General features: G+C 41.0%; 22 protein-coding genes. 6 read left to right on the top strand and 16 right to left on the bottom strand.

Going from position 1 to position 23,346, the window contains the following annotated elements; translation table 11 throughout:
• Window positions 1–47 precede the first annotated feature (47 nt).
• From GGR21_RS14060 to GGR21_RS14045, 4 genes are all read right to left on the bottom strand, one after another.
• Entirely contained in the window at window positions 48–605 is a 558-nt protein-coding gene (locus GGR21_RS14060; protein ID WP_183307871.1) for a hypothetical protein, read from the bottom strand.
• 99 nt (window positions 606–704) lie between these two features.
• Window positions 705–1,244 (bottom strand): hypothetical protein, encoded by a 540-nt coding sequence (locus GGR21_RS14055; RefSeq protein ID WP_183307870.1) that lies wholly within the window; start codon window positions 1,242–1,244, stop codon window positions 705–707.
• Window positions 1,245–1,362: 118 nt separating this feature from the next.
• Complete coding sequence (locus tag GGR21_RS14050) at window positions 1,363–2,313, bottom strand: hypothetical protein (protein ID WP_183307869.1); 951 nt, start codon at window positions 2,311–2,313, stop codon at window positions 1,363–1,365.
• A 141-nt stretch (window positions 2,314–2,454) separates the two neighbouring features.
• On the bottom strand, window positions 2,455–3,621 hold the full coding sequence (locus GGR21_RS14045; protein WP_183307868.1) for an XkdF-like putative serine protease domain-containing protein: 1,167 nt from the start codon (window positions 3,619–3,621) through the stop codon (window positions 2,455–2,457).
• Between the two features lie 271 nt (window positions 3,622–3,892).
• Between GGR21_RS14045 and GGR21_RS14040 the strand changes: the two genes are divergently transcribed.
• Window positions 3,893–5,389, top strand: coding sequence for a T9SS type A sorting domain-containing protein (locus GGR21_RS14040; RefSeq protein ID WP_183307867.1), 1,497 nt, complete (start codon window positions 3,893–3,895; stop codon window positions 5,387–5,389).
• 165 nt (window positions 5,390–5,554) lie between these two features.
• Window positions 5,555–6,391, top strand: coding sequence for a zinc metalloprotease (locus GGR21_RS14035; protein WP_183307866.1), 837 nt, complete (start codon window positions 5,555–5,557; stop codon window positions 6,389–6,391).
• Between the two features lie 106 nt (window positions 6,392–6,497).
• Here the strand turns inward: GGR21_RS14035 and GGR21_RS14030 are convergent, their stop codons facing one another.
• Entirely contained in the window at window positions 6,498–7,595 is a 1,098-nt protein-coding gene (locus tag GGR21_RS14030; RefSeq protein WP_221233010.1) for an MBL fold metallo-hydrolase, read from the bottom strand.
• A gap of 135 nt (window positions 7,596–7,730) precedes the next feature.
• Between GGR21_RS14030 and GGR21_RS14025 the strand changes: the two genes are divergently transcribed.
• A complete protein-coding gene (locus GGR21_RS14025) occupies window positions 7,731–8,942 on the top strand; it encodes a hypothetical protein (protein WP_183307864.1) in 1,212 nt (403 codons plus the stop codon).
• 606 nt (window positions 8,943–9,548) lie between these two features.
• Window positions 9,549–10,157, top strand: coding sequence for a DUF4230 domain-containing protein (locus GGR21_RS14020; RefSeq protein WP_183307863.1), 609 nt, complete (start codon window positions 9,549–9,551; stop codon window positions 10,155–10,157).
• Between the two features lie 206 nt (window positions 10,158–10,363).
• Here the strand turns inward: GGR21_RS14020 and GGR21_RS14015 are convergent, their stop codons facing one another.
• The gene (locus GGR21_RS14015; RefSeq protein WP_183307862.1) at window positions 10,364–10,858 is read right to left on the bottom strand and encodes a DUF6712 family protein; all 495 of its coding nucleotides are present in this window, start codon (window positions 10,856–10,858) and stop codon (window positions 10,364–10,366) included.
• Window positions 10,859–11,068: 210 nt separating this feature from the next.
• On the opposite strand from GGR21_RS14015, the gene aspA reads away from it, so the two are divergent.
• The gene (gene aspA, locus GGR21_RS14010) at window positions 11,069–12,457 is read left to right on the top strand and encodes an aspartate ammonia-lyase (RefSeq protein WP_183307861.1); all 1,389 of its coding nucleotides are present in this window, start codon (window positions 11,069–11,071) and stop codon (window positions 12,455–12,457) included.
• 78 nt (window positions 12,458–12,535) lie between these two features.
• Here the strand turns inward: aspA and sucD are convergent, their stop codons facing one another.
• The 10 genes from sucD to GGR21_RS13960 form a co-directional block, all read right to left on the bottom strand.
• The gene (gene sucD, locus GGR21_RS14005) at window positions 12,536–13,408 is read right to left on the bottom strand and encodes a succinate--CoA ligase subunit alpha (protein ID WP_183307860.1); all 873 of its coding nucleotides are present in this window, start codon (window positions 13,406–13,408) and stop codon (window positions 12,536–12,538) included.
• 68 nt (window positions 13,409–13,476) lie between these two features.
• Entirely contained in the window at window positions 13,477–14,604 is a 1,128-nt protein-coding gene (gene sucC / locus GGR21_RS14000) for an ADP-forming succinate--CoA ligase subunit beta (protein ID WP_183307859.1), read from the bottom strand.
• Window positions 14,605–14,900: 296 nt separating this feature from the next.
• Window positions 14,901–15,404 (bottom strand): thiol peroxidase, encoded by a 504-nt coding sequence (gene tpx / locus GGR21_RS13995; protein ID WP_183307858.1) that lies wholly within the window; start codon window positions 15,402–15,404, stop codon window positions 14,901–14,903.
• A gap of 26 nt (window positions 15,405–15,430) precedes the next feature.
• Window positions 15,431–16,066, bottom strand: coding sequence for an NAD(P)H-dependent oxidoreductase (locus tag GGR21_RS13990; RefSeq protein ID WP_183307857.1), 636 nt, complete (start codon window positions 16,064–16,066; stop codon window positions 15,431–15,433).
• A 4-nt stretch (window positions 16,067–16,070) separates the two neighbouring features.
• Window positions 16,071–16,505, bottom strand: a complete 435-nt coding sequence (locus tag GGR21_RS13985; RefSeq protein WP_183307856.1) for a MarR family winged helix-turn-helix transcriptional regulator — start codon at window positions 16,503–16,505, stop codon at window positions 16,071–16,073.
• Between the two features lie 136 nt (window positions 16,506–16,641).
• Window positions 16,642–19,413 (bottom strand): TonB-dependent receptor plug domain-containing protein, encoded by a 2,772-nt coding sequence (locus GGR21_RS13980; protein WP_183307855.1) that lies wholly within the window; start codon window positions 19,411–19,413, stop codon window positions 16,642–16,644.
• Window positions 19,414–19,809: 396 nt separating this feature from the next.
• Entirely contained in the window at window positions 19,810–20,502 is a 693-nt protein-coding gene (locus GGR21_RS13975) for a Crp/Fnr family transcriptional regulator (protein ID WP_183307854.1), read from the bottom strand.
• A 325-nt stretch (window positions 20,503–20,827) separates the two neighbouring features.
• Window positions 20,828–21,154, bottom strand: a complete 327-nt coding sequence (locus tag GGR21_RS13970) for a hypothetical protein (protein ID WP_183307853.1) — start codon at window positions 21,152–21,154, stop codon at window positions 20,828–20,830.
• A 32-nt stretch (window positions 21,155–21,186) separates the two neighbouring features.
• Window positions 21,187–22,047, bottom strand: coding sequence for a hypothetical protein (locus GGR21_RS13965; RefSeq protein WP_183307852.1), 861 nt, complete (start codon window positions 22,045–22,047; stop codon window positions 21,187–21,189).
• Window positions 22,048–22,162: 115 nt separating this feature from the next.
• Entirely contained in the window at window positions 22,163–22,471 is a 309-nt protein-coding gene (locus GGR21_RS13960) for a hypothetical protein (protein WP_183307851.1), read from the bottom strand.
• A 252-nt stretch (window positions 22,472–22,723) separates the two neighbouring features.
• On the opposite strand from GGR21_RS13960, the gene GGR21_RS13955 reads away from it, so the two are divergent.
• Window positions 22,724–23,346 (top strand): hypothetical protein (locus GGR21_RS13955; protein ID WP_221233009.1); only part of this gene is annotated, 623 nt, incomplete at its 3' end.

Raw genomic sequence — 23,346 nt, 5'->3', positions numbered from 1 at the left:
CTCGCATTAGTCTGCAATTCTCCCCCTTAGGGGAGCCAGAGGGGGCTCTAAATTAATATTGCTTCTTCATAATTCTCCGTCATTACAATCCGTAGATCTTCGGTACCTAATACAGGAATCGTATTGAACCGACCGGCATCTGCCTCGAATAAAGGATAAACAGAATTTTTCGTGATAGAGACCTGATAACCTGACGTTTCTCCCGTTTGCCCGCTTATCTGCGAAAACGACAAAGATGCTCCACCATCGCTGCCAAAACAATATACCTTACCCTGTGAATTACGGAAGGCTACTATATATTTGTTTCCCGCTACCAGAAGGAGATCGGAAAGTTTCTCACCGCTAAGCGTCCTGATAAAGGTGGTTAGTTGCTGTTTGTAGATGCCGTTATCGTGTATCTCGGTAAAAGCGCTTTCGTTCACAGCACCTATTTCCCGGAACGGTTCACCCGATTCTATACTGCTGATAAACCCGCTATCGAACAGCCCGTCACCAGTAAATTTATACGAGATAAAATCCCTTATATCGAGCAAATAAACTGCAACTATTCCTCCGGGATTGTATTCGCAGGTGTGTGTTATATTCTTTAGTAGTTTACATGTCATAATCTTCAATTTGAAAATTTGAAAATTAGCAGATTAGCAAATGAACCAATTATCCCATTTCATTTGCTAATTCCCGAATCTGCTAATTTGCTAATTAAATTACGGAGTAACCACAGTCGTGTCTGCAATAGAAGAAATAACGCTTTCGTCTGTCAGCAGGCGCCCCATTTCTATCTCTGTTCCGGCCATAGTCACAGTCCAGCCGTAAGCATCGGCTTCGGCTGCTCCCGAAGCATAGTTGAATGCAGTAGCAGAAAGCCCGTTGTTGCGGCCTAGCATGATCGCATTATTGGATTTATCGACCACCACTGCCGTAAATTTACCGAGACTCAGTTTGTCTCCCTGGTTGAGCAGGTTGTAATCGTAATTGCTGATCGTGAAATTCACAGTATGTGTACGGTATTTGCCACCGTTCCCATTTACCGCCAGTTCGTCGGAAAAAGACGCCGTATTGTCTACGAAATCGATTTTATACGCTTTCAATGTGTCGTCGGCCAGGACAATAGTCTCTATGCCTTCGTCAGCGCTCATGGTGTATTTATTGTCGGTATCGTAATTGAACAGATAGACTGCTTTTACACCTGCCAAAGAATACTGGCAGTTATCTTTTGTTATATTTGAAGTTAATTTACAAGACATAATGATTTAATTTATTAATTTGAAAATGAGTTAATTAAATTAGTAAATTTGAATATTAGCATATTAGCAAATGATATTCGTTGTATTGCATTAGCTAATTTTCGAATTTGCTAATATGCTAATTGTTTGGACTATAAAAAACCACTTCGTCCTCGAATGGAATAGCGAATCCCAAGCGCAGGCGTCCGTCGATAAATATCTTATTATCGTAAGGTGCGGCCATCTGTCCCAGACGAATTTCTTCCAAGTCATTTAACAAATCCGTACCTAAAAGGAAATTGGAAGCTTCGGCCACAACCATATCGTTATCGGCAATGCCTTTCACCGGAACAATCTCTGCACCGAGGTATTTCACCACATCGTTTTCCACTATGAAATTCGGATTTACTACAACATTGGTTCCAAACACACCACCCAATGCGATCTTCACTTTCAGCAATGTAGCATACGAAACGTATATATTCAGGCTCTGCTTTTCCAGTCCGGCAGCAGCGACATCATCGGGCAGAAAAGCAAAGGCCGCCTCTATTTCGTTCAGCACATTGTCTTTTGTCAGTGCTACACCCGAAACTTTGATTGCATCTGCACTGTCAGTCAACACTTTGACTACACCGTCAAAATCGTTGCTTCCTGGTGCAGAGCTGTCACCTTTGAATATCTTTGTCTCTATCTCGCTGCTAAGCTCATTGGCCAGTAAAGCCATAGTTGCTTCTTCAAGCGATTCGGGCAGTTCCATATTTTTTGCACCCGGGCCCATCATCCAGATAGTACGCTTACGCTCAAGATCATCGAGACATTGTTCCAGATTGATCTTGTAAGTCTTCACCTTCAGTTCTTTTTCGCTTAGTTTAGCTATCTGTTGCGGAGTCCATGCACAGTCGCGACTGTCAGTCTGAAGAATATTGCCCGCAAGGTCGATAAGATTGAGTTGGGTAGATTCTTTCACACCTATAATCGGAGTGATCTTTCCCTTTTCGATAAGTTTTCCACCAAATACAGCTTTTGTAAACCAGTCCATATTAGACGACGGCTGATAGGTGAGTGATGAAATGTCATACATGTTTGCCATAAGTTTTAATTTGAAAATTTGAAAATTAGCAGATTAGCAAATGGTTTTGTTGTCTCCGCCAATTTGAATTAATGATTTTTTTTTGGGGGGGGAAACTAGCCAATAGAAATTCATTTTCACATTTGCTAATCTCCGAATTTGCTAATTGTTCCTCCTGTTTATTGTCTGATTCAATGCCACAGCCATACGTTCGGCGGTAGTCATTTCGCCTACGACCTTTGTTGTACCCGACAAATGTGTAACCGGATGAGCAGAGGGGGTTTTGCGACGCATTTCCTCCACCTTTCCTTTAGTATCTTCCAGCATTGCTTGTGCTTCATTGAGCGAATTTGTCAAAGAATTGATAGTTTCCTGCATCTCAGCGATCTTAGCTTTCAGGGCTTCAGCCGTTTTAGGATCGAATTCCGATAATTTCTGTCTTTTTCGTTTCAGCGTCTGGGGTGCTTTTTCTTCTTCCGGCTCAGTTTTGTTCTGCGATGGTTCGCGCGTTTCTGTAAATTGCCCCTGCTCGTCCACGATCAGTAGATTTCCATTTGCCAGCTTGTGTTCTCCGGCAGGCATCTGTTCGCCGTCGAGTGTGACAAACCCATCCTCATCCACATAAGCCTCTTTGCCGTCAGCCAGTACAAATACGACATATGGCGTACCACTTGCCGTGATATCGGCTTTGGTAACGGCCTCGATGTCGAGCAACATGCGTGTAAGGCGTCCGAGAAGCGATTGTTTCGGTCTTTTTTTGTTCATGTCCACATTCTTTTTGTTTTTGATATTTAGTTTATAGGGTTGTTGATTGAAAAAACCTTCCAAAGAGAAGCCTTTGACGTGGCCGGCCATCACCTCAGTGTCCCAATATGCTTTATCTCCGACCTTGTAGCTGCACATCAAAGTCCCTTTGGGAAGGTTTTCGAATCCTAATGCTTTCGATTTATCATTATGCGGGTTTTCCACTATCCACAGTTCGGTGAGGTAGTTACCGCTAAGTGGTGCCTGATGCTGGTGTGTAGTGTTTTGCAGGGCAACCCCTGTGCGCATCATCTTTTGCGCAATCTTCTCTATCTGATCGGCAGAGAACCGGATATAATAGTCACCCAGTTCTTCACTGTGACGGTAAATAAGTTGCTCTGGCATAAGTACTACGCCGGTCAGTATTTGTTTGCGGGAATCACGGTTGAGAAAAACCTGTTGCTCTTGTCGTTTCAACGCAACAAAATCGACCTCATTGGCGGGACAATCGACAAAAGATATGGCACAGATGCCCGTCAGGTCGTCTTCGTCTTCGATGAGGCAGTTGTAGATAGGGAGGTTCATAGTTAATTATGAGTTATAAATTATAAATTATGAGTGAACTGGTTTCCAGTCTACAGTTCAACTGTTTTTTAGGTATAGATAATTGTGTTTGAAAAAAATGCAGGAAAAGAGATTTTTTTTGTAAAATAATTCTTCGAGACTTGTTTTAATGAAAAAATGTTAATACATTAACATCCGCTAATCTCTGGGGAAAATTATTTGGATATGCATGTAGCTATAAGTGATAGACTTTCGAATTAACATCGATTGTTTAACTTAAATTTGTATGCTTATGAAAAGAATTTTACTCGGAATGGTCTGTTTATTTTCTTCAATTTTTTCTTTTTCGCAAATTATTATTACTGGTAACGCAAATCCAAAAGTAAATCAAACCTATAATTATTGGATAACATCGGGGCATCATGGAATTTCTGGGACTAATGCAACCTGGAAAGTAACTAATGGTAAATTTTTAGATGGTAGTACCACACTTACTCAAAATGTAGATGTAATGGGTGTAGATGTAATATGGACAAGTCAAAATCAAAATGGAACTCTCAGTTATACATATATAAACGGTTCCCAATCTCTTTCGGGATCATATACTGTTTCGATAGAAAGCAACTCTGGCGGAGGAAGCCCGAATCCTCCTCAAGTTATAAATGAACCTCCAAGAGAAGTAAAAACAATTTCTGTTTATGGACCCTCAGAATTATATTGCGGACAAATAGCAGAATATACTATTTCTGGCTCTGGGACTGATCATTTTAAAGATTATGTAGAAACAAGATGGTCTGCAGATCCTATAGGTTTTGAAATTTTAGAACAATCTGAGACCAAGGTCACAATAAAAGTTAAAAATATTATCCGTAACAACGTAAATGTAGGATTAACAATCTATTACGACAAAATGACTAGATGGAACCCTGAAACTAATGTTACTACAATATCTTATAAAATAGCTACAGGAGGTGTATACGTTCCAATAAAGCCTCGAATCTTTAGTTCTAAAAAAGTTGTATGTAATGATGAACTTGCAATCTATTCAATACCTAATTTACCTCCAAATATTGAAATAGAATGGCTACCCGGCCCTAATATGAATTTAATATCAGGTCAAGGTACTGTAAATGCACATTTTAAACCATTAAAATCAGGTTATGTTACAGTAAAAGCCATTATTAGAGGTGAAGGAGTACAATATTCTGGAAATACTTTAAATATCGAAAACTCCGATGTCTGGGTAGGTAAGCCAGAAACACCTACTCAAATACAAGGCTTTGATATGAGGCAATTTAATCCGGATACAACTTATCCTTTCCTTGTAGGACATAATTCATCTATAGAGACATTTAACTGGACTATAACAGGAAATGCCAGTAAATATGTCCTTCATGTGCCAACCCAATACAATAATAACATGATGGTTACCATGGGACCTAAAGGAAGAGGAAGCAGTTTTACTATATCCGTAACAGCACAAAACAGATGTGGCATATCTGCTTCATATTCAAGAACCGGAACAATTCAAACCAATACAGGCGGTCCAATCGGCGGTATTACTGATGGTGTCACAAATGGCTTAAAATCGACGACCACCGTTGACACACCTTCCCCTGTCACCATTAAAGTCTACAACTTCACCACAGGTTCAATAGTACATCAGGAAAAGAACGCCATTGATTTCAACATACAGAATACAAGCCTGAAAGAAGGCATTTATATTATAGAAACAACAGACAAGAACGGCGACAAAACAACAGAGAAAGTATATAAGAAAAACCAATAGCAATAATTAATCTACTGAATTTATCCGCCTCTCGATCATGATATCAGGGGCGGATATTTATTTCCCGTAAAAATTTCTTACCTTCATTTATGGAATTTCCGCTTCCAATTCCTCTATAAAATACAAAAGCCTTAAAAAAATAGAAACTCTAATACCCCGAAGCGCATGAAAAAGTTTCTGCAATATGGCACACTAACCCTCCTCCTGTTGCTCGCAGCATCGGGACTGGCGTCGTTCTACTACGAGAATGCGGCAATACGAAGTGCCAACGACTTCAATTCGGAAAAGTTTATAGAATCGGGATTTACAATAGAAGAACTGGCCCTGTTTTGTGATATTGCCTTTGCCGACGATGGCGTGCGCATCCGTAAGTGGACCAAAGATATAAAGGTGGAAATAAAAAATATAGGTGAGATTGACAAACGGGCCATAGATGAAGTAGATTCCATTATCAGCCTGCTGGCACCATTGATCGCACCTCTGAAAATAGAGCGTGTACGCAAAGACGGCAACCTGCATGTGTACCGGAACGTGACACATGTGAAATCGTCGAAGCCGCACCATGTACCCAAACCGAAATATGTGAACGGAATTTCGAAAATCAACAGCAAAAGCCGCTTTTCGTGGAGCATCGATTTTGCCATTGTATATGCCGGGTGCGGCAACCAGTGCCAGACTCTTTTGCACGAATTTGAGCATGCCCTCGGGCTAGATCACCCCATCAATATGTATTCTTATTACCTGACAATAGGCCGTTCGGTAATACCTCAGTATTTTTCTTCACAGGAAGCGATAAAAGACTTTCTGGCACAACCGTATTATTTATCGGAGCAGGAGAAAAAAGCAATAAGAATGCTGTATTCGCCTCATATAAAAGCAGGATTGCACATCGATAACTTTGCCCGCAAAATGGGATTCAGCGACGAAGATATCCGGTGGATGATACCTAATAAGAACAAAAAGCAGGAAGTTATCGTTTATCCTGCTTATATGGAGAAGTAGGGCCCCCTCTGGCTCCCCCAAGGGGGAGTTTATGGCAAGCCGCGAAAAGTTTTTAGTAAATAATATCGGTTACAATTTCTCCCCCTTGGGGGAGCCAGAGGGGGCTCTACTCTATTCCTACCCACCATTGCCGGAACTGCTGGGTAATGTCTTTCAGGTTGACCACCTCGCCCATCATGGGTGTTATAACCGGTTGACCTTCCCTTGCTGCGGCCTCAGTCACATCGATCAATGGTGTGTCCCATGCATGATAAGCCAGTGCGAATTTCGAGTTGTGCACAGGCAGCAATCTTTTGGCATGTACATCCTTAGCGGCCTTTACTGTCTCTTCGGGCGACATGTGTATATATTTCCAATCGCCGTTGTACTGCCCGTTTTCGAGAATGGCCAGATCGATCTCGCCATATTTTTCTCCTATCCGGCTAAAAAACGTATCGTAACCGCTATCGCCGCCTATATATATCTTCATCGTAGGCGTTTGCAGCATAAAAGATACCCACAAAGACTGGTTAGGAGAAAGCCCCCTGCCCGAAAAATGACGTGCAGGCAGACAGTCTGCTTTGAAACCATCATCAAGAACCGTATCCAGATTCCAGTCCAGTTCCACTATCTTGTCCTTATCAAAATTCCATGACTCGAAATGCTCACCCACACCTAATCCGCAAATAACTTTCCCTATACGGTCTTTTAATGCCTCGACGGTAGGATAATCGAGATGATCCCAATGGTCGTGCGAGATAAAAAGATAGTCAATATCGGGTATATCTTCCGGCTTATAAACGTTCGTCCCTTTAAATGCCTTATTAACAAATGATACCGGCGATGCCGCTTCGCTGAAGACAGGATCTACCAGCATACGTTTGCCATCCACCTGCATGAAATAGGACGAGTGGCCAAACCATACAAGTATATCTCTATCCTTGTCCAGATTCAATAAATCAGTTTTTACGACAGGTAATTCCCCGGCAGGTGTCAGCCGTTCTTTTTCACCAAACAGGAAATCGGCCATCGTTGCCACATAATTCTTGTCGCTTGTTAACTGCGGGGTGTAACTCAGGTTCTGGAATTTTCCTTCCCTGTAGTTTGCAGAAGCTTCTACCTTTGCTTTGCGCTCGCCACTGGGAGTGCTCCCGAAACGCGACGAATGCAAAAAGGTTAATACTGCTATTACAATAATAGCTATTATAGATATTATTATCAACATTCTCTTCTTTGCTTTTTTAGACAGATTCATTTCTAATTTATTAGTAATTGTTTTATTACAAATTTTATACCAAAAACTTCGATATTTGGATTATTTATTATCTTCGTATAATGACCTGAAACAAATTCTTTTACGATGAAGAACCGATTAATTCTTTTTTGTATCTCATCTTTGTTTGCACTGATGTTATTTTCGCAAGACAAGCAGATACTGGGAGATACTATATTTTGGGAAGAACGCAATGACTCATTTTCTAAAGAGGCAGGTTTGCCGGATTTCACCAGGACTAACGACGACTTTAATTTTCGTTTCGAAAATATGGGACAGATAGTAGAAATCTGTAAAAATGAAGATATAATAAGTGGGGCGCTTATCAATTATATATATAAACTAGATAAAGATTATAACAAACAGAGGATTTTTCGAAAAGATTCTATACCCACATATTTAGCTGAAAAAGCATACCATACTATAAATGATTCAGGAATACTGAACTTAGCTTCTTCCAGAAATATTAAAGGGTGGCAACAGGGTTTTGACGGAATAACCTACACTATAGAACATGCAGATAAAGAAAAGTATTGGTACAAATGGTACTGGACGCCTACATCACAAGATTCTTTGCCCGAAGCATTGCTGGTTCAAAATTTTGTGAACGAATTATCCAGATTACTTTCATTAAGGGATAAGTATGACGCATATAAGAAAACATTGCCACGCAGAGGATGTTACACTTCTGGAGGAATGATCACAACCTGCTATATACCAATCAACTACCATGTTGGTTATTCAGGATCTTTGCGCATGCCTTATGGCTACGAAGCCGTTACAAATATCACATATTTGGGAAACCTTAAATTGAATGCGGGTTTAAGAATAATACATCGTTTCGGAAAAAATGGCTCTTATGATTTTTCGATATTAGGTGCTAAAACAAATATTTTTGTCAGAAAAGGGGGAAAAGCGACCGACTATCTGTGGTACAACTACAGACAACGGCGACTTCACTATATAGAGAACGGACAAACGGTATCGAGAACTCATAAAATAAATTACGGCCTGACTTTCAAATATTTTTCAGCTGCGTTAGGCACAGATATTTATAATGCAGAAAGCACTCAGGCGGGAGTTTATACGTCAGCCATCACCTCATCGCTTCCGTTCATTACGATTGCAGGAGAGTCCTCTTTCTTTAAAGACAGGATAGATTATAAATTTGCTATCTCCAGAAATTTCTACTTCGGAAACAGCAAAAGCATTTTTAAAGGGTTAAATGTAAACCTCTTTTTCGAAACCTTTCTCAAACACAGTGACGCCGGTATGTCAGTTGCCCTGTATATGTACTAAATATGTCCTGATTCTGCGTTTTATTTCTGAAACCGATAAAATAAGAATCATTTTAAGGAATCATCAATGAATCTGGTTACCTATATACCTAACACCTCTCCATTTTTTTCAAAAAAAGAAAATACTAATGTGTTTTTTTAACACGTAGTGCGTTATTTGTACTATAAATTTGATTAAATTTGGATGAGAAGAAAATAACACGGTAAACAACAGACAAACTAGTCTGCTAAAACAATATTACATGGCGGCGTTTAATTAAGATATTCCCTAGGTATTAGGCATTAGGTAAATATTCAATCAACGCCTTCTTCAGGCTTCACAACACAGGATGAAAACTTGCAGTATTTCTTATTGCAGGTTTTCGCGTGTACAGGGGTAATCTGAATAAAATAGAGCCACCTTCCATCCTTAACCAACTATATAGAACTTCGCAGTTGAGGTGCGAAACCTCATATGTGAGCTTGCAATGCGATAAACGCATTGCAAGCTCTTAATTTATAATAAAGTATATTTATAAACGTGAGAAACAGCTCTCCTGTATGGTCTCTGTTTGGTGTGGCATGAAGATTTACGTACTTTTGTAATCTACAAAACAAGAAATTACACATGAGTAGAGTTGGAGTAAAACAAAGGTCAGGCCTTCTGATACTTATTTCAGGCATTATCACAGGTATGCTGCTGATGTTTGTTTTCACCAGAAGCCCCGGGGAGAGCAAGGTGGAGATTTCGCACAATATGATTGTGGAAAAAATAGAGAGTCTGGGCAATCTGGAAGTAGTGAAATTAAGTATACAGGACATAGTAGAATATAAAAAAGTCAGACGATGGTTACCAAATGCCAAAACAGCGCTGGTAGTGTCAGGTGAGGTCATCGGATGCATAGATCTCACCCGGTTGCGTCCCGAAGATATTTATACCTCCGGCGATTCCATACGTTTGCAATTGCCGGCTCCTGAAATTTGCCACACAAAAATAGACCATTCAAAATCGCGGATATTTAATATCCAATACGGATTCTGGGATACATCGGAAGTTGTGGACGAAGCCTATCGCGCAGCTGAGACCCATCTGAGAGAACAAGCCGTAAAGCTCGATATAGACAAGCAAAGCCGTGAAAATGCAGTCACACTGCTGCGGCCCATTTTACAGGCTATGGGATTCAAACATGTGCTCATAACTTTCAGGCATGGAGGTTATAAAGAAGATAGAAAATAGCGATAAAAACCAAAATTTCAAATTTAGTATTTTATAAGCTATTTTAATAAAACATATTCGAAAATGCATTGTTATATATGCATAGTTTTGTAAAGTTTGTGTTAAGGTTGAAAGGGGTCTGCGATGTGATATCGTGACCTTTTTCTTTTTTTGTATAAAAAAGAAAGAGGGATGGCCTTTTGCCATCCTTTTCTGATAAATGTTTTCTACTTCCTGAAATAAAATCCACTGTCAAATTTTTCTTCGTTTTCGTACTTATCAGCAGGTGCCCACAATGGATATTTATCACGGTTCTTTTCGAGGTAAGTGATTAATTGTTTTTTCAGTATTTCGGCGTCGTTCTTTATCCACAGGCGAAGCTGCGCAAGATCTTTTATATCTACACCCTTGCTGTTTTCGCTTTCACGTATGGTAATTCCTTTATTCACAATTGTGGCCCAATGGAACGGTAACGCCTGATAAACAGCAAAAAAAGATAATGCCGGTGCGATTTTAAGTATCAGTTCGCTGTTTTCGGGTGTCAGGCTATTTGTCTCTATTTGCCCGCTCAGTTCTTCGGCCAGCGGTTGTCCCAGTATTTCCAACATATGCAGTTCCTGCGCTATATGTATATAAGGAATAAACTCTGTTATATCGGTGCTCGACGTAACAGGCGAATGCTGTTTAAACAGCTTCTCGTTAATTAAAGGTAATTGTCCCATATCTACTCTGTTTATTGGTTTTTGTTATATAGATAATTGAGTCCGATTTTGATAACAATCCGCATCTGATTATAAATCATGTGAATTTACTTTTAAAGCCTCTTTAAATTTTCTTTCATTAAATATTATGTAATGAGAAAATCATTTTGTAAATTCGAAGTCTTTATTTTTAGTAAAAATTAGTGTTAACAGTTTACAAATTGACACATTATGAACAGAATTGAAAATGATTTAATTGGCGACTTAAATGTTCCTGCCGATGCGTATTATGGCATTCATACTCAGAGAGCTATGAATAATTTCAACATTTCGGGGACAAAGCTATCCCGTTTTCCCGAATTTGTGAAAGCGCTTGCTTATGTCAAATGGGCTGCAGCCGAAGCGAATTGTCAGTTGGGAGCAATGAATAACAAGACAGAAGAAGCCATTGTGGAAGCCTGTAAAAAGATTATCGCAGGAGAATACCTCGACCAGTTTCCCAGCGATATGCTTCAGGGCGGGGCAGGTACTTCTACCAATATGAATATAAACGAGGTGGTGGCAAACATCGCTTTGGAAGGAATGGGATATAAGAAAGGTGAATATGAGCATTGCTCTCCCTACGATCATGTGAATCTTTCGCAGTCCACAAATGACGCTTACCCCACAGGAGTGAAGCTGGGTATCCTCTTCTATAACGAAAAACTCACAGAAGCGTTGCAAAAACTGGTGGATTCGCTGAAAAACAAAGGAAAAGAATTCGCCCATGTGATAACAATGGGACGTACGCATCTACAGGATGCTATTCCTTTGACTTTGGGACAGGAATTTGATGCCTATGCCGCTACCTTAGAAAAAGAGATCGACTATCTGAAATACAATGCCAACCAGTGCCTCGAGATAAACATGGGAGCAACTGCAGTAGGAACAGGATTGAATGCCATCCCGGGTTATGCGGGGCTTTGTGCCGGCATTTTAGCCAAAATAACAGGATATGCGTTTTATCCGGCTACAAATCTGGTGGAAGCCACTTCCAGTACAGGTGCTTTTGTGGCTTACTCTTCGGCTATGAAGAGACTGACCACCAAATTGTCTAAAATGGCGAATGATCTCCGCATACTCACTTCGGGGCCACGCTGTGGAATATATGAGATAAACCTTCCTCCACGCCAGGCAGGATCATCGATTATGCCGGGTAAGGTAAACCCTGTGATAGCTGAAGTAGTATCGCAGACCTGCTTCAAGGTGATGGGTAACGATCTGACAGTGATGATGGCTGCTGAAGCCGGACAACTGCAACTAAACGTGATGGAGCCTGTGATCACATACAGCATACTGGAATCGCAAAATCTGCTGACGAATGTTATCGACTGTTTCCGTGCGAACTGTGTCGATGGCATCACCGCAAATGTAGAACATTGCAAAGACCTCGTAATGAATAGTATCGGCATCGTAACTGCACTGAACCCATACATTGGCTACAACAACAGCACAGCAATAGCAAAAGAAGCCTTGGAAACAGGACGCGGCGTATATGAGCTGGTGCTGGAAAAAGGCGTATTATCGAAAGAAGAACTGGACAAGATACTGAACCCTGAAAATATGACAGGGGTAAGGTGATATAAATATCTTAAAATAAAAGAAACTCCGGGATCTGATCGTTCAAATCCCGGAGTTTCTTTATTTTATACTATACCCTTATTTACCCAGTTTAGCCTTTAGCATTACAGGTATTTCAGATGGTTCTTTGGCAACCTGTATGCCTGCGGCCTCCAAGGCGGCGATCTTTTCGGCTGCCGTACCGCTACCACTCGATATAATAGCTCCCGCGTGCCCCATCTGCTTACCCGGAGGTGCAGCCTGTCCGGCAATGAAGCCCACAACAGGTTTTGTCACATGATTCTTGACATATTCGGCGGCTTGTTCTTCGGCATTACCCCCAATCTCGCCGATCATTACTATAGCATCAGTCTCCGGATCGTTTTGCAGCATTTCCAGCAATTCACGGAAATAAAGCCCCACCACAGGATCGCCTCCCATGCCAACGGCAGAGGATTGTCCCATTCCGTTTGCTGTAAGCTGATAAACCACTTCATAGGTAAGCGTGCCGCTACGGCTGATAACGCCGATATTGCCCTGTTTGAAGATTTGCGCAGGAAGTATACCTGCCAGGCTCTTACCGGGCGACATCAGCCCGGGGCAGTTAGGCCCTATCAGCATAGCGCCCTTCATTTGCACAAAGCGGTATGCTTCTATCACATCCAGTGTAGGCACTCCTTCCGATATGCATATAATGAGTTTTACACCGGCATCGGCGGCTTCCATAATGGCATCGGCGGCAAAGCGCGCAGGTACAAAGATAATGGAGGTATTGCCTCCTGCCTTTTCCACGGCTTCATATACAGTATTGAATACAGGGACGCCATGTACCTCTATCCCACCCTTTCCTGGCGAAGTGCCTCCGACTATATCGGTGCCGTATTCTTTCATTTTTTGTGTATGGAAACTACCGTCGCGTCCGGTAATTCCCTGTACTATCAATCGTGTCGATTTATTTATAAGTATGCTCATGATAACTCAATTTGAAAATTCGGTAATTTGAAAATTAGCAAATGTATTTAGTTTAATTTTCGAATTTGCTAATTATTTACTGCCATATGTACCGCCTCACTCATAGTTTCGGCTACCTTAAAGCGTGTGCCTTTCAGCATCTCGCGTCCTTCTCTCTCATTGGTTCCTGTAAGACGAACCACAACAGGGATATCCGTCTCTATCTGGTTGAAAGCGGTGAGCAGGCCCGAAGCAACATCGTCGCAACGGGTGATGCCACCGAATATATTGATCAACACTACTTTTACATCCGGGTCTTTGAGTAGCAGGTTCATCGCATCTATCACTTTATTGGGATTGGAACTACCGCCTATATCGAGGAAGTTGGCCGGCCGGCCGCCATACAGTTTTATCATATCCATCGTAGCCATAGCCAGTCCAGCGCCATTCACCATACAGCCGATCTCTCCTTCGAGATGCACAAAGCTGAAACCTTTTTCTTTTGCGTAAGCTTCTACCTTTTCAGCCTCGGTAGGTTCGAATAGTGCATGTATCTGCGGCTGACGATACAGGGCATTGTCGTCGAATGTCATCTTGGCATCTATCGCGATCAGGTTTCCTTCGCCGGTCAGTACCAGCGGATTGATCTCAGCCAGCGATGCATCTTTGTCGACAAACAATTTATACAGCTTTTGTAATATGGAAGCCATCTGGTTTACCTGTGCAACGTCCTTAAACAAATAGAAGGCAAACTTACGTGCCAGATAACCGGGAATACCTATCAGCGGGTCGATAGGAAATTTATAGATCTTTTCGGGAGTGGTGGCTGCTACTTCTTCTATATCCATACCTCCTTCGGCACTCATCATCAGAATGGCCGACTTAGAGTTGCGGTCGATGGCAAAACTCACATAGTATTCCGAACTTATATTCACAGCTTCGCTGACAATGATCTTTTCTACTGTGTATTCCTTAATTGTCATCCCGAGGATGGAACCGGCATATAGGGTGACATCGTCACGGCTTTTCGCCAGCTTGACTCCTCCGGCCTTCCCGCGTCCTCCGGTAAGTACCTGTGCCTTTACTACTACCCGTGGCATAGCCATATCGTCATATGCTTTAGTTGCCTCTCCGGCAAGGTTGCACAGCACATATTTTTCGACAGGAATGCCATAAGATGAGAACAAGTTTTTGGCCTGATATTCGTGTATCTTCATGGGCTTAAAGTTTTTAGTGGTATTAAAAAACATTATATGAACATAAAAATACGAGTTAGTGTTCATAAACAGTGTAATAAATAGCACTTTTTTCAATCGATTGAATATAGATAATTTTTATGGGGAAATATTTATTAAAAACAAACTCCGAAACGGATTTGTTTCGGAGTTTGCCTTATCTTAGTTTTCGAACCTGTATTTTTCCAGTTTCTTTTTTTATCGTTTCATTATCCAATATAGGAACCGACATTGTTTTTTTCCTATTCAGGTATGTATGCAGGAGGATGGTATACCTTTTATTTAACAGCGCTGATTGCTGCCTGATAGTCAGGTTCTTCTGTCACCTCAGGCACCAGCTGGGTATAAAGCACTTTACCATCGGCATCTATCGCCACCACCGAACGTGCCAGCAAACCTTTCAACGGGCCGTCTGTCATTAACACGCCATAAGCTTTGGCAAACTCAGGGCTTCTGAATACTGATGCAGGATGTACGTTCTCAATACCTTCAGCCGAGCAGAAACGGCCTGCTGCAAACGGCAGGTCGGCAGAAACGGCCAATACCACAGTATTTGGAAGTCCGGCAGCTTCTTTATTGAAACGGCGTACCGAAGCGGCACACACGCCAGTGTCGATGCTAGGGAAGATATTCAATACTACTTTTTTGCCTTTAAGGTCTTTAAGTGAAACTTCTGACAGATCTGACTTTACTAATGCGAAATCAGGTGCTACCGATCCTTTTGCAGGAAGTTCGCCACTTGTATTTACCGGAATTTCTCCTTTGAATGTAATTTTTGCCATGATTCTTTAATTTTAGTTGGTTTATATTATTTTATTTGTATAAGAAATTCATTTTTAGGATGTCGCACCTTTTTCAGTTTCACAAGCCAGTCGTTGGCATCGTCCCTGTAACCCAGAGGAAGGATAACCACACTTTTCAAACCCAGTTTGCTCAGCGATAGCAATTCGTCGAGCGCATCGTTATCGAAACCTTCCATCGGAGTGGTATCTACGCCCAGTTCGGCGGCCATAGCTATTGCCAGTCCGAAAGCGATATAAGCCTGACGTGCGGTGTGAGCGAAATTCTCACTGTCGGGGCGATTCAGATAGGCTTTTTTCAGGCGGTCGGTATACGATTTGTATGTATCGACCTGCTGTCCCCTTCGCTCTGTTGTGTAATGATAAATCTTGTCTATGCGGTCGGAAGTATAATTGTCCCAGGCGGCAAATACCAGCAGGTGTGAACAATCGGCTATCTGTTGCTGGTTCATGGCCACAGATACCAATTTTTCTTTCAGTTCCTGATTGGTTATTTCTATCACTTTGAAAGGTTGCAAACCCGATGATGTGGGCGCAAGCCATGCGGCTTCTACTATCTGGTCGACTAGTTTCTGATCTACTTTCCTTGAAGGATCAAATTTCTTTGTGGCATAGCGCCATTGTAATGTATTTAAAAGGCTCATCTTATTATTTATCCTCAATTGTTTTTGTTAATATTTTTTTAAGTTGGTCACGTAATTTCACTATTTGTTCGTCGGTCATATCCAGCCCTATTTTAATGTTAAGGGGGATGGATTCGGCTTGTGCTTCCATCTCTTTTCCTTTACCGGTAATGGTTACATCGACCATCCTTTCGTCATTTGACGAACGCTTGCGGACTAACAGTCCGGCAGCTTCCATTCTTTTCAGCAAGGGTGTAAGTGTGCCACTATCTAAACAAAGTAATTCACCTAAAAGTTTAACAGTTACCGAATGGTGTTCCCACAATACCATCATTACGAGGTATTGCGGATATGTTAATCCAAGCTTTTCCAAATGCGGACGGTATAATGTAGTCACTTGCCGCGATAAGGCATATAAGGGAAAACACAATTGGTTGTCTAATTTCAAATCATCTGACATAATTCAATTTTATAAAATTGTATTTTGCAAAATTAAAAAACTTTTTTGGTTAACAAAAGTTTTTACGGATAAAAAGAGAATAAAAAGAAACATCCCGATATATTTTATACCGGGACGCTTTTATCAGAGTTAAGCCTTAATTATTTCCTGTGCAGTCGATTTTTTCTACGGCGTGTACAAGCTGCCCATCTATTGTTACACCTTCTACAACTACCGAATAAGTTGAAGCGGAATCGGCTGTGTAGAATTCTATATCGGCTTTGCCTTCAGGCGATACTTTTACGTTAGGATTCCAATAAATAGTAGTACGCAGGTCAGGAGTATTCACATTTTTCTGATCCGGGGTATCGTATTTAGGAGAATAGAATTCCTTAACCGGCTGATAACCAAGCGGAGATATGGTTGCCATATTGTACATAGGATTTGGAGCACTTGGCTCCGAACCATCTTTCATAGTTATATTTATCACCCCTTTAGCCCCTCTGTACCCAAAAAGAACGGTATTTGATTTTAGTATATCAACCTGCTTTATATCATGTATATTCATTTGCTCCAGAAAATAGAGTGCGCTTCCACCCATCAATTCAGGATCTATATAAACGCCATCGATAAATATACCCGGCTCAGGGTTAGGATTGCTATAATCACCTGCTGCCTCACCATTCGAAAGCTCAGTTGAACTACCGGAACTGATGCCTATCGTCGTCCTTGTACGCAAAATTATCTGGTCGCCCAATATCATTACTCCTGCCGTCCGTTGCAAAATATCACGTATAGAAAAATATTTGTGTTCTTCAATATCCTGATAATTATATGATTTATCTGCTATTACAGAAACAGGTCCTGTAGCCATATAACGCTTTTTTTTAGTAGCTGTCACCTCCACTTCTTTCAGGTAAATCATGCGCATACCATTTTCCAGTACATACTTATTATCGGCTTTTTCGAGATATGCTTCATACACATTCTCTATTCCGCTTGGCAAAGGCTTTATGCTACCATATCTTTTTGCATCGGGGAATGTTTCCTCATCGAGGGTAAGGCGAACCCAGTCATTTCCATTACCTTTATTTGCTCTTAGTAAATATGACGTACCTTCGGGATGTTCAAAGCCTTTGAATGCAAAGCGTCCGTCTTTATCCGTTTTTAGCAGATCAAAATAATTAGCTCCGGTAGAAAAGATACCTACTTCGGCATTATTCTCCGGCCGTTTGCGGGCAACACTGGTCACTGTTCCCGATATTTCCTGCCCGATTTCCAGCGGACTGACTGGCTCTTCATATTTTCCTTTCAGCACATTGGGGATATTATACCGTCTCCACCCCTGAGTCATCATCAACACATCGAGTTCGGCTATTGTAGTATTATTGACATCAGTAAAATAATAAGCGGGCGATTCTATATATCCACGTAGTTCGGAAGACAGAAGTAGATAAGATAAGATATTTACACCTGTTTCGGGATTCACGTCTTTATCGTCCGTCACCGAAACAGACAGGCTGGCCATTACCGGACGGTTTTCCTTATCGGCAAGGGAGAAAGCAGCTTTCACCTTTTCTCGTTTGCCATAGGCAGCCTTATCGGTATTGAATGCCAGTTTCATATCTTCTTTTTCATTCCGGCTGAAAACCAGACGCTCGCTCAACGGATTAAGATTCGCATCCGACAGGATAATATGGATAACGCCCGAAGGCAACAATTTCCTATCTATATTTATATATTCTTTTGCATTGTCCCAAGGTGCAGCATACAGCACCGAACCTCTGCAATGTATTATCAAATAAAGTGGTATTGGCTGCACACCAGCCGATTTATTCACGGAAATGTACAGTTGTTCCTTTTGCCAGTTGGTTTTCAGGCTATGCACACCCAAGACTGAGAGTGGAAGTTCGTAGCGCTTTTCTATACCCTTACCGTTCTTACATACCGCATAATATTTTTCTCCGACTGTGGCATTAAGTGCAAACAATCCCATACCGGCGTGCATAGATTTTATTTCGACGATCTGTTCGCCCTTACCATTCTCTATCCATCCGTTTATATCTTCTCCCATACCGTTAGCATTTAAGGACTTGAAAGCTACTATGCTGCTCACACCTGCCGGAAAATTACCGCCTTCGGGCAGGAAGGTTACATCGAAGTCGCTGTCGGAAGACGGTATCGCGATGTATTCTTTATGGAATTTTTTCAGATAGTCATACTCGATATACAAATAATTACCATAGCGCTTTTTAGGCTCTTTCAGTTCAAATTCTATCCCGGATTCGCTGTCTGGACTATATTTCTTATATTTTTGCCCACCACTTGCTATAAGCTTATCATCATTTTTAATCCTCACTTCATCGGGGTAAATATGTTTCCCGGTTTTCACGTCAATAAACTGCAGGCGCACAATCACATTATCTTTTGTATCGTAGCTGAAAGTAGCCTCGGTCCTGTAGAGAGCGCCCAGCGGATCTCCTATCCTGATCTTCTTTTTGAAGAAATAGGCATCGTCCACATTTTCCATAAACTTGGTATAAAACCTTAGCTGATAGTCTCCCGAAGGCACTTCTTCCGGGATCTTGATATATCCCGAATATGCTCCCAGTGTGGGCTTGATCTTAATCCTTACCGACACTTCATTTACCGGATTTATCAACTCTGCATAGATATAACGGCTCGAGTAATCTGCCACATGGGAAATCGCGTCAACCAGATAGGCTCTAAACCAAATATCTTCTCCTGTCACATAATAGGGTTTGTCATTTTGAACATACACTTTTTCCTGGGGCAAAATTACAGACTGGAAAATAAAATTCTTCTTTATAGAATCGGACGGTATATTCCAGGAGATCTGTGCTCCAAGGGGCATTGTCAATACCGTTATCACGATGGCAGCAAATACTTTTTTTAAGTATCCTTTCATAGCATGTATTTTAGTTACTAAAATTCTATGCTAACAGTTTATATCCGGTAAAATCTTCGTAAAACACTATGTGGTTATAAATATACAAAAATATTTGAATTTAAGTAGATTAGCGGCATGATTTTTTCAATCTGCCTCCCCAACCGTATCTTATAAGATACACTCATGCCTGCACTTTCACTGTCGCATTTGCCACTCCTTACAGGATAGTTACCCGACACTCGCCGATACCAAATAATAAGACAAGAAAAGACAAGAAAAGAATAAAAGAGAAAAAGCGGAAAACGACAACTCGTCTTCCGCCTCTTTATCAATTTTATTCGAAATTATCTATACTTGAAAAAACACAGAATAATGACTAAAAAAGAGAGGTTACATGCTGTAATACAGAATATCTCAGATATTTTGCAGCAATGCTTTGTAATTGGCTATCCTTATATTTTTGCCCGACATCTCTATAATACCCTCGTCTATCATGCTCCTGATCTCACGAGCCAGTGCCGGACGGGTCACATTTATAAATTCGGCCAGTTGAGTCTGGTTATGGGCAATGGTTATCATGTCGTTTTCGTCCCTTTTGTATTCGAGCAGATAATAAGAAAAGCGGCTGCGAATATTTTTATAGGCAAGTATGCGCAGACGGCTCACAGTGCATACGTTGCAGTTTCCTGTCAGGCGCAGAAAATTTCTGAGCATTTCGGGCTCGGAGCTGATCAGCTTAAAGGCCGATTCTTTGGTTATACGCATCAGCAGACCATCTTCGACCACAGTAAATGTTGCAGGGAAAATATTATTCCCGTCAAAGAGATGAGGGGTGGCAAAAGAACGTGGCCCGATCAGGTCCTCTACTTTGATATCGTTACCCGAGGCATCTATAATATTCACGTCGAGTGTGCCCGATAGGAGGATATGCAGATGATTGCAGGTAGTTCCCTGTTCGATGATGATGTTTCCTTTTTTAAGGGGTGTGAAAGAATAGTCGATGCGGTCGAAGAAATTATTCTTCAGTTCTTCCGATATTCCTCTAAAGAGTGGTATTCTTAGAATTATCTCTTTTTGCCTGTCTGTTAATTCATATTGGTTAACCATTCTGCTATCTTATACTCTTTGCATAATGGATATAAAGATAGAAAAAATTAGTATCAGAACGAATCTGTAGTTGGAATAATGCGTTCTATAAAAAATTATTGCCTCACGGATTTTATATATTATTTGTGATGTTTGCATATAAATAAAAAGGGGCTGTCCCAAAAGTAATTTTTGATTTCTTTCTGTCATCCTGAACGGAGTGAAGGATCTTCTTTTGAGAGTTGAGATTCTTCGTTACACTCATAATGACAAAAGAAAGTAACACTTTGATAGTGTAATCTTACTTTTGGGACAGCCCCTATAATTTTACACCGGTAAATCATATTTACGGATGAGGATTGCCATTGCGGTGATGATGTGGTGGTTGCGTTTTCGGTTCGTCAATATACCATTCCACCAATTTACCGTCGAGGAAACTTATAATATACGGAAATTCCATTATATTCTCGTAGCGTATGGTTTCCAATGCACCTTCGGGTGTCTGACGGGCAGCCAGCGTGGTGTAACCGTTCCCCATAATGTTGACTACATCCTGTTTAATCATCCCTATTTCCAGTTTTTTTGCTTTATTGACCAGCGATGACGATCCGCAAGCGGAGAATGTAAACATCAGTAGTACTGCAAACAAGGATAATAAAAATGTTCTCTTCATTTCTGTATTATTTAGTTTATTAATCAAATATCTTATTTCGCACGAGGTTCGGCTATAACCATAAAAATCGTACATGGATACATATCCTCTATATATCCGATCAGTGCGATATTTGAACTTCGTGTTTGCCATATTGCCAGTGGGTAGAACTGTGTTCTCGGATAAATAGTATTGAGTTTTTTACTAAAAAGCTCATCATAATCAGCCATAAGGGGCGATTGAGTAATATCTTCTCCCTCATACACATTCTTTGCGTCGCCATAGAGCTTTGTTATATAGTCGGACAGCAGTTTGCGCGAACCGTCGTTGGCTTCGATAAATTCTTTATCATCATTAACTCTGACTACAAATTCCAATAGCGCATACTGATCGTCGGCCACATACTGCAGGAAAAAAGAATAATTGTCTACATTGGATGTATAATGCTTATCTCCCCTTTTTATACTTTCATTACTGTCCCAACGAAGTCCCAGAAAATCGTTCAGATTGTCCGTTACGAATATAGTTGCCGACCCGACCGAAACTGTATCTCCCTCGTGATATGCCGTAGCGTTCATCACATATTCGCCGGGAAGGCAAAATGCCTGTGACATCATCCAAAGAGAACTGTGCGGCACAGAGACATGCCTAAAGATACCCGGCATATCCCATACGACCGAATCGACCGGCACACCTCCGTCGATGTGATTTTGGGAAATCCAAATTTCAGACCAATTATACAAACTTACTGTACTGGGTATTGCTTTCAGAGTGATTTCCGTATGAGGATTTGAGCCCGGGTCTCCCTCTCCGGGTAGATCTGTTGATATTTCCTCGTCAGACGAGCAGGATATTATTCCTATTGTTAGTAAACACAAAGTTGAAATCCTGAATAAGGGCATTCTCTTTTTCATAGTTCTTGTTTTTATACATAGATGTTGCGTTCAAAGACCAAAGTAAGGAATAAAATACGAGATACTATATTTTTAACCAGGATATCTATTCCTGCTGCATGTATCCATGTGTTAATTAAGGATGTGGCAAACGGCCTGTTTCGAGGAACCATTCCACCAGTTTTCCGTTAAGGAAGTTCACTATATAATATTTATCCCCGTCGATAGTCACGCCGGTGTAACGCAGTACTTCGAGCGGGCCATCGGGTGTATCGCGGGCGGCCACCACATCGTAACTGTTACCCAGAATGTTGGTCACTTCTTTTTTTGTCATCCCTATTTCCACATTCTTCAGCTTGCTGCCCAGATTCATGGTTCCACAGGATGAAAAGGATAAAACACAAGAAAGGACAATCATTGATGCTAAAAATCTTACTTTTTTCATTTCAGTATATATTTAGATTACAAAATAATATTATTTGCTAACAAAAAGAAAGCAGCTTCTTTATTAGTATGACATTCTTTTTGCAGAAAGGTTTAATGCCTAAAATTACAAAAACTTTGCTTGTGATTATTAAACTTCGGATGAAAAGGATAGTCTATATTTGTAGATACTCTTTGTCATGCTGAGCAACGAAGCATCCCGTGTGTCAGATCCTTCCTATCGTCAGGATGACAAAAGCTAAAAGCTATAATTATGAAACCACTGCGTTATATATCTATCTTACTGTTATCGTTCACCTTTGCCGCCTGCGGTGGAGACGACCCCAACAATCCCGAGCTGCCGGTAAATCCTACGCCTCCAACAACGCCTGTGGAGAAAGAGAATATCGTCTTCAACCTTGACGGTGACCTGATACGTGCGGGAAAGGAGAAATCGGGCGACGCTGTCTTTAACCTTGACGGGGACTATGTGCGCGCCGGAAAGGACAAAACGGGCGATGTGGTTTTCAATATAGACGGCAAGCTGATACGCGCGGGAAAGGAAAAGACCGGCGATGTGGTCTTTAATATCGATGCCAACTATATCCGGGCGGGGGCGGATGCCAAAGGTGATATTGTGTTTAATATCGATGGGGAGTATGTGAGAGGGGGTGAGAATGATGAGAGTTTTTATCTTTATACCATTAATTTCAGATATAATAATGACAAGTTAGATTATGCGACTGTCTGGGCAAACAATACTTATCTTCATACTATTAATTTCAGATATAATAATGACAAGTTAGATTATGCGACTGTCTGGGCAAACAATACTTATCTTCATACTATTAATTTCAGATATAATAATGACAAGTTAGATTATGCGACTGTCTGGGC

It is taken from the genome of Dysgonomonas hofstadii (genome assembly GCF_014196915.1).
GTDB classification, from domain to species: Bacteria; Bacteroidota; Bacteroidia; order Bacteroidales; family Dysgonomonadaceae; genus Dysgonomonas; species Dysgonomonas hofstadii.
The sequence above is the reverse complement of the archived record's forward strand: the minus strand, read 5'-3'. Positions and strand labels throughout refer to the sequence as shown.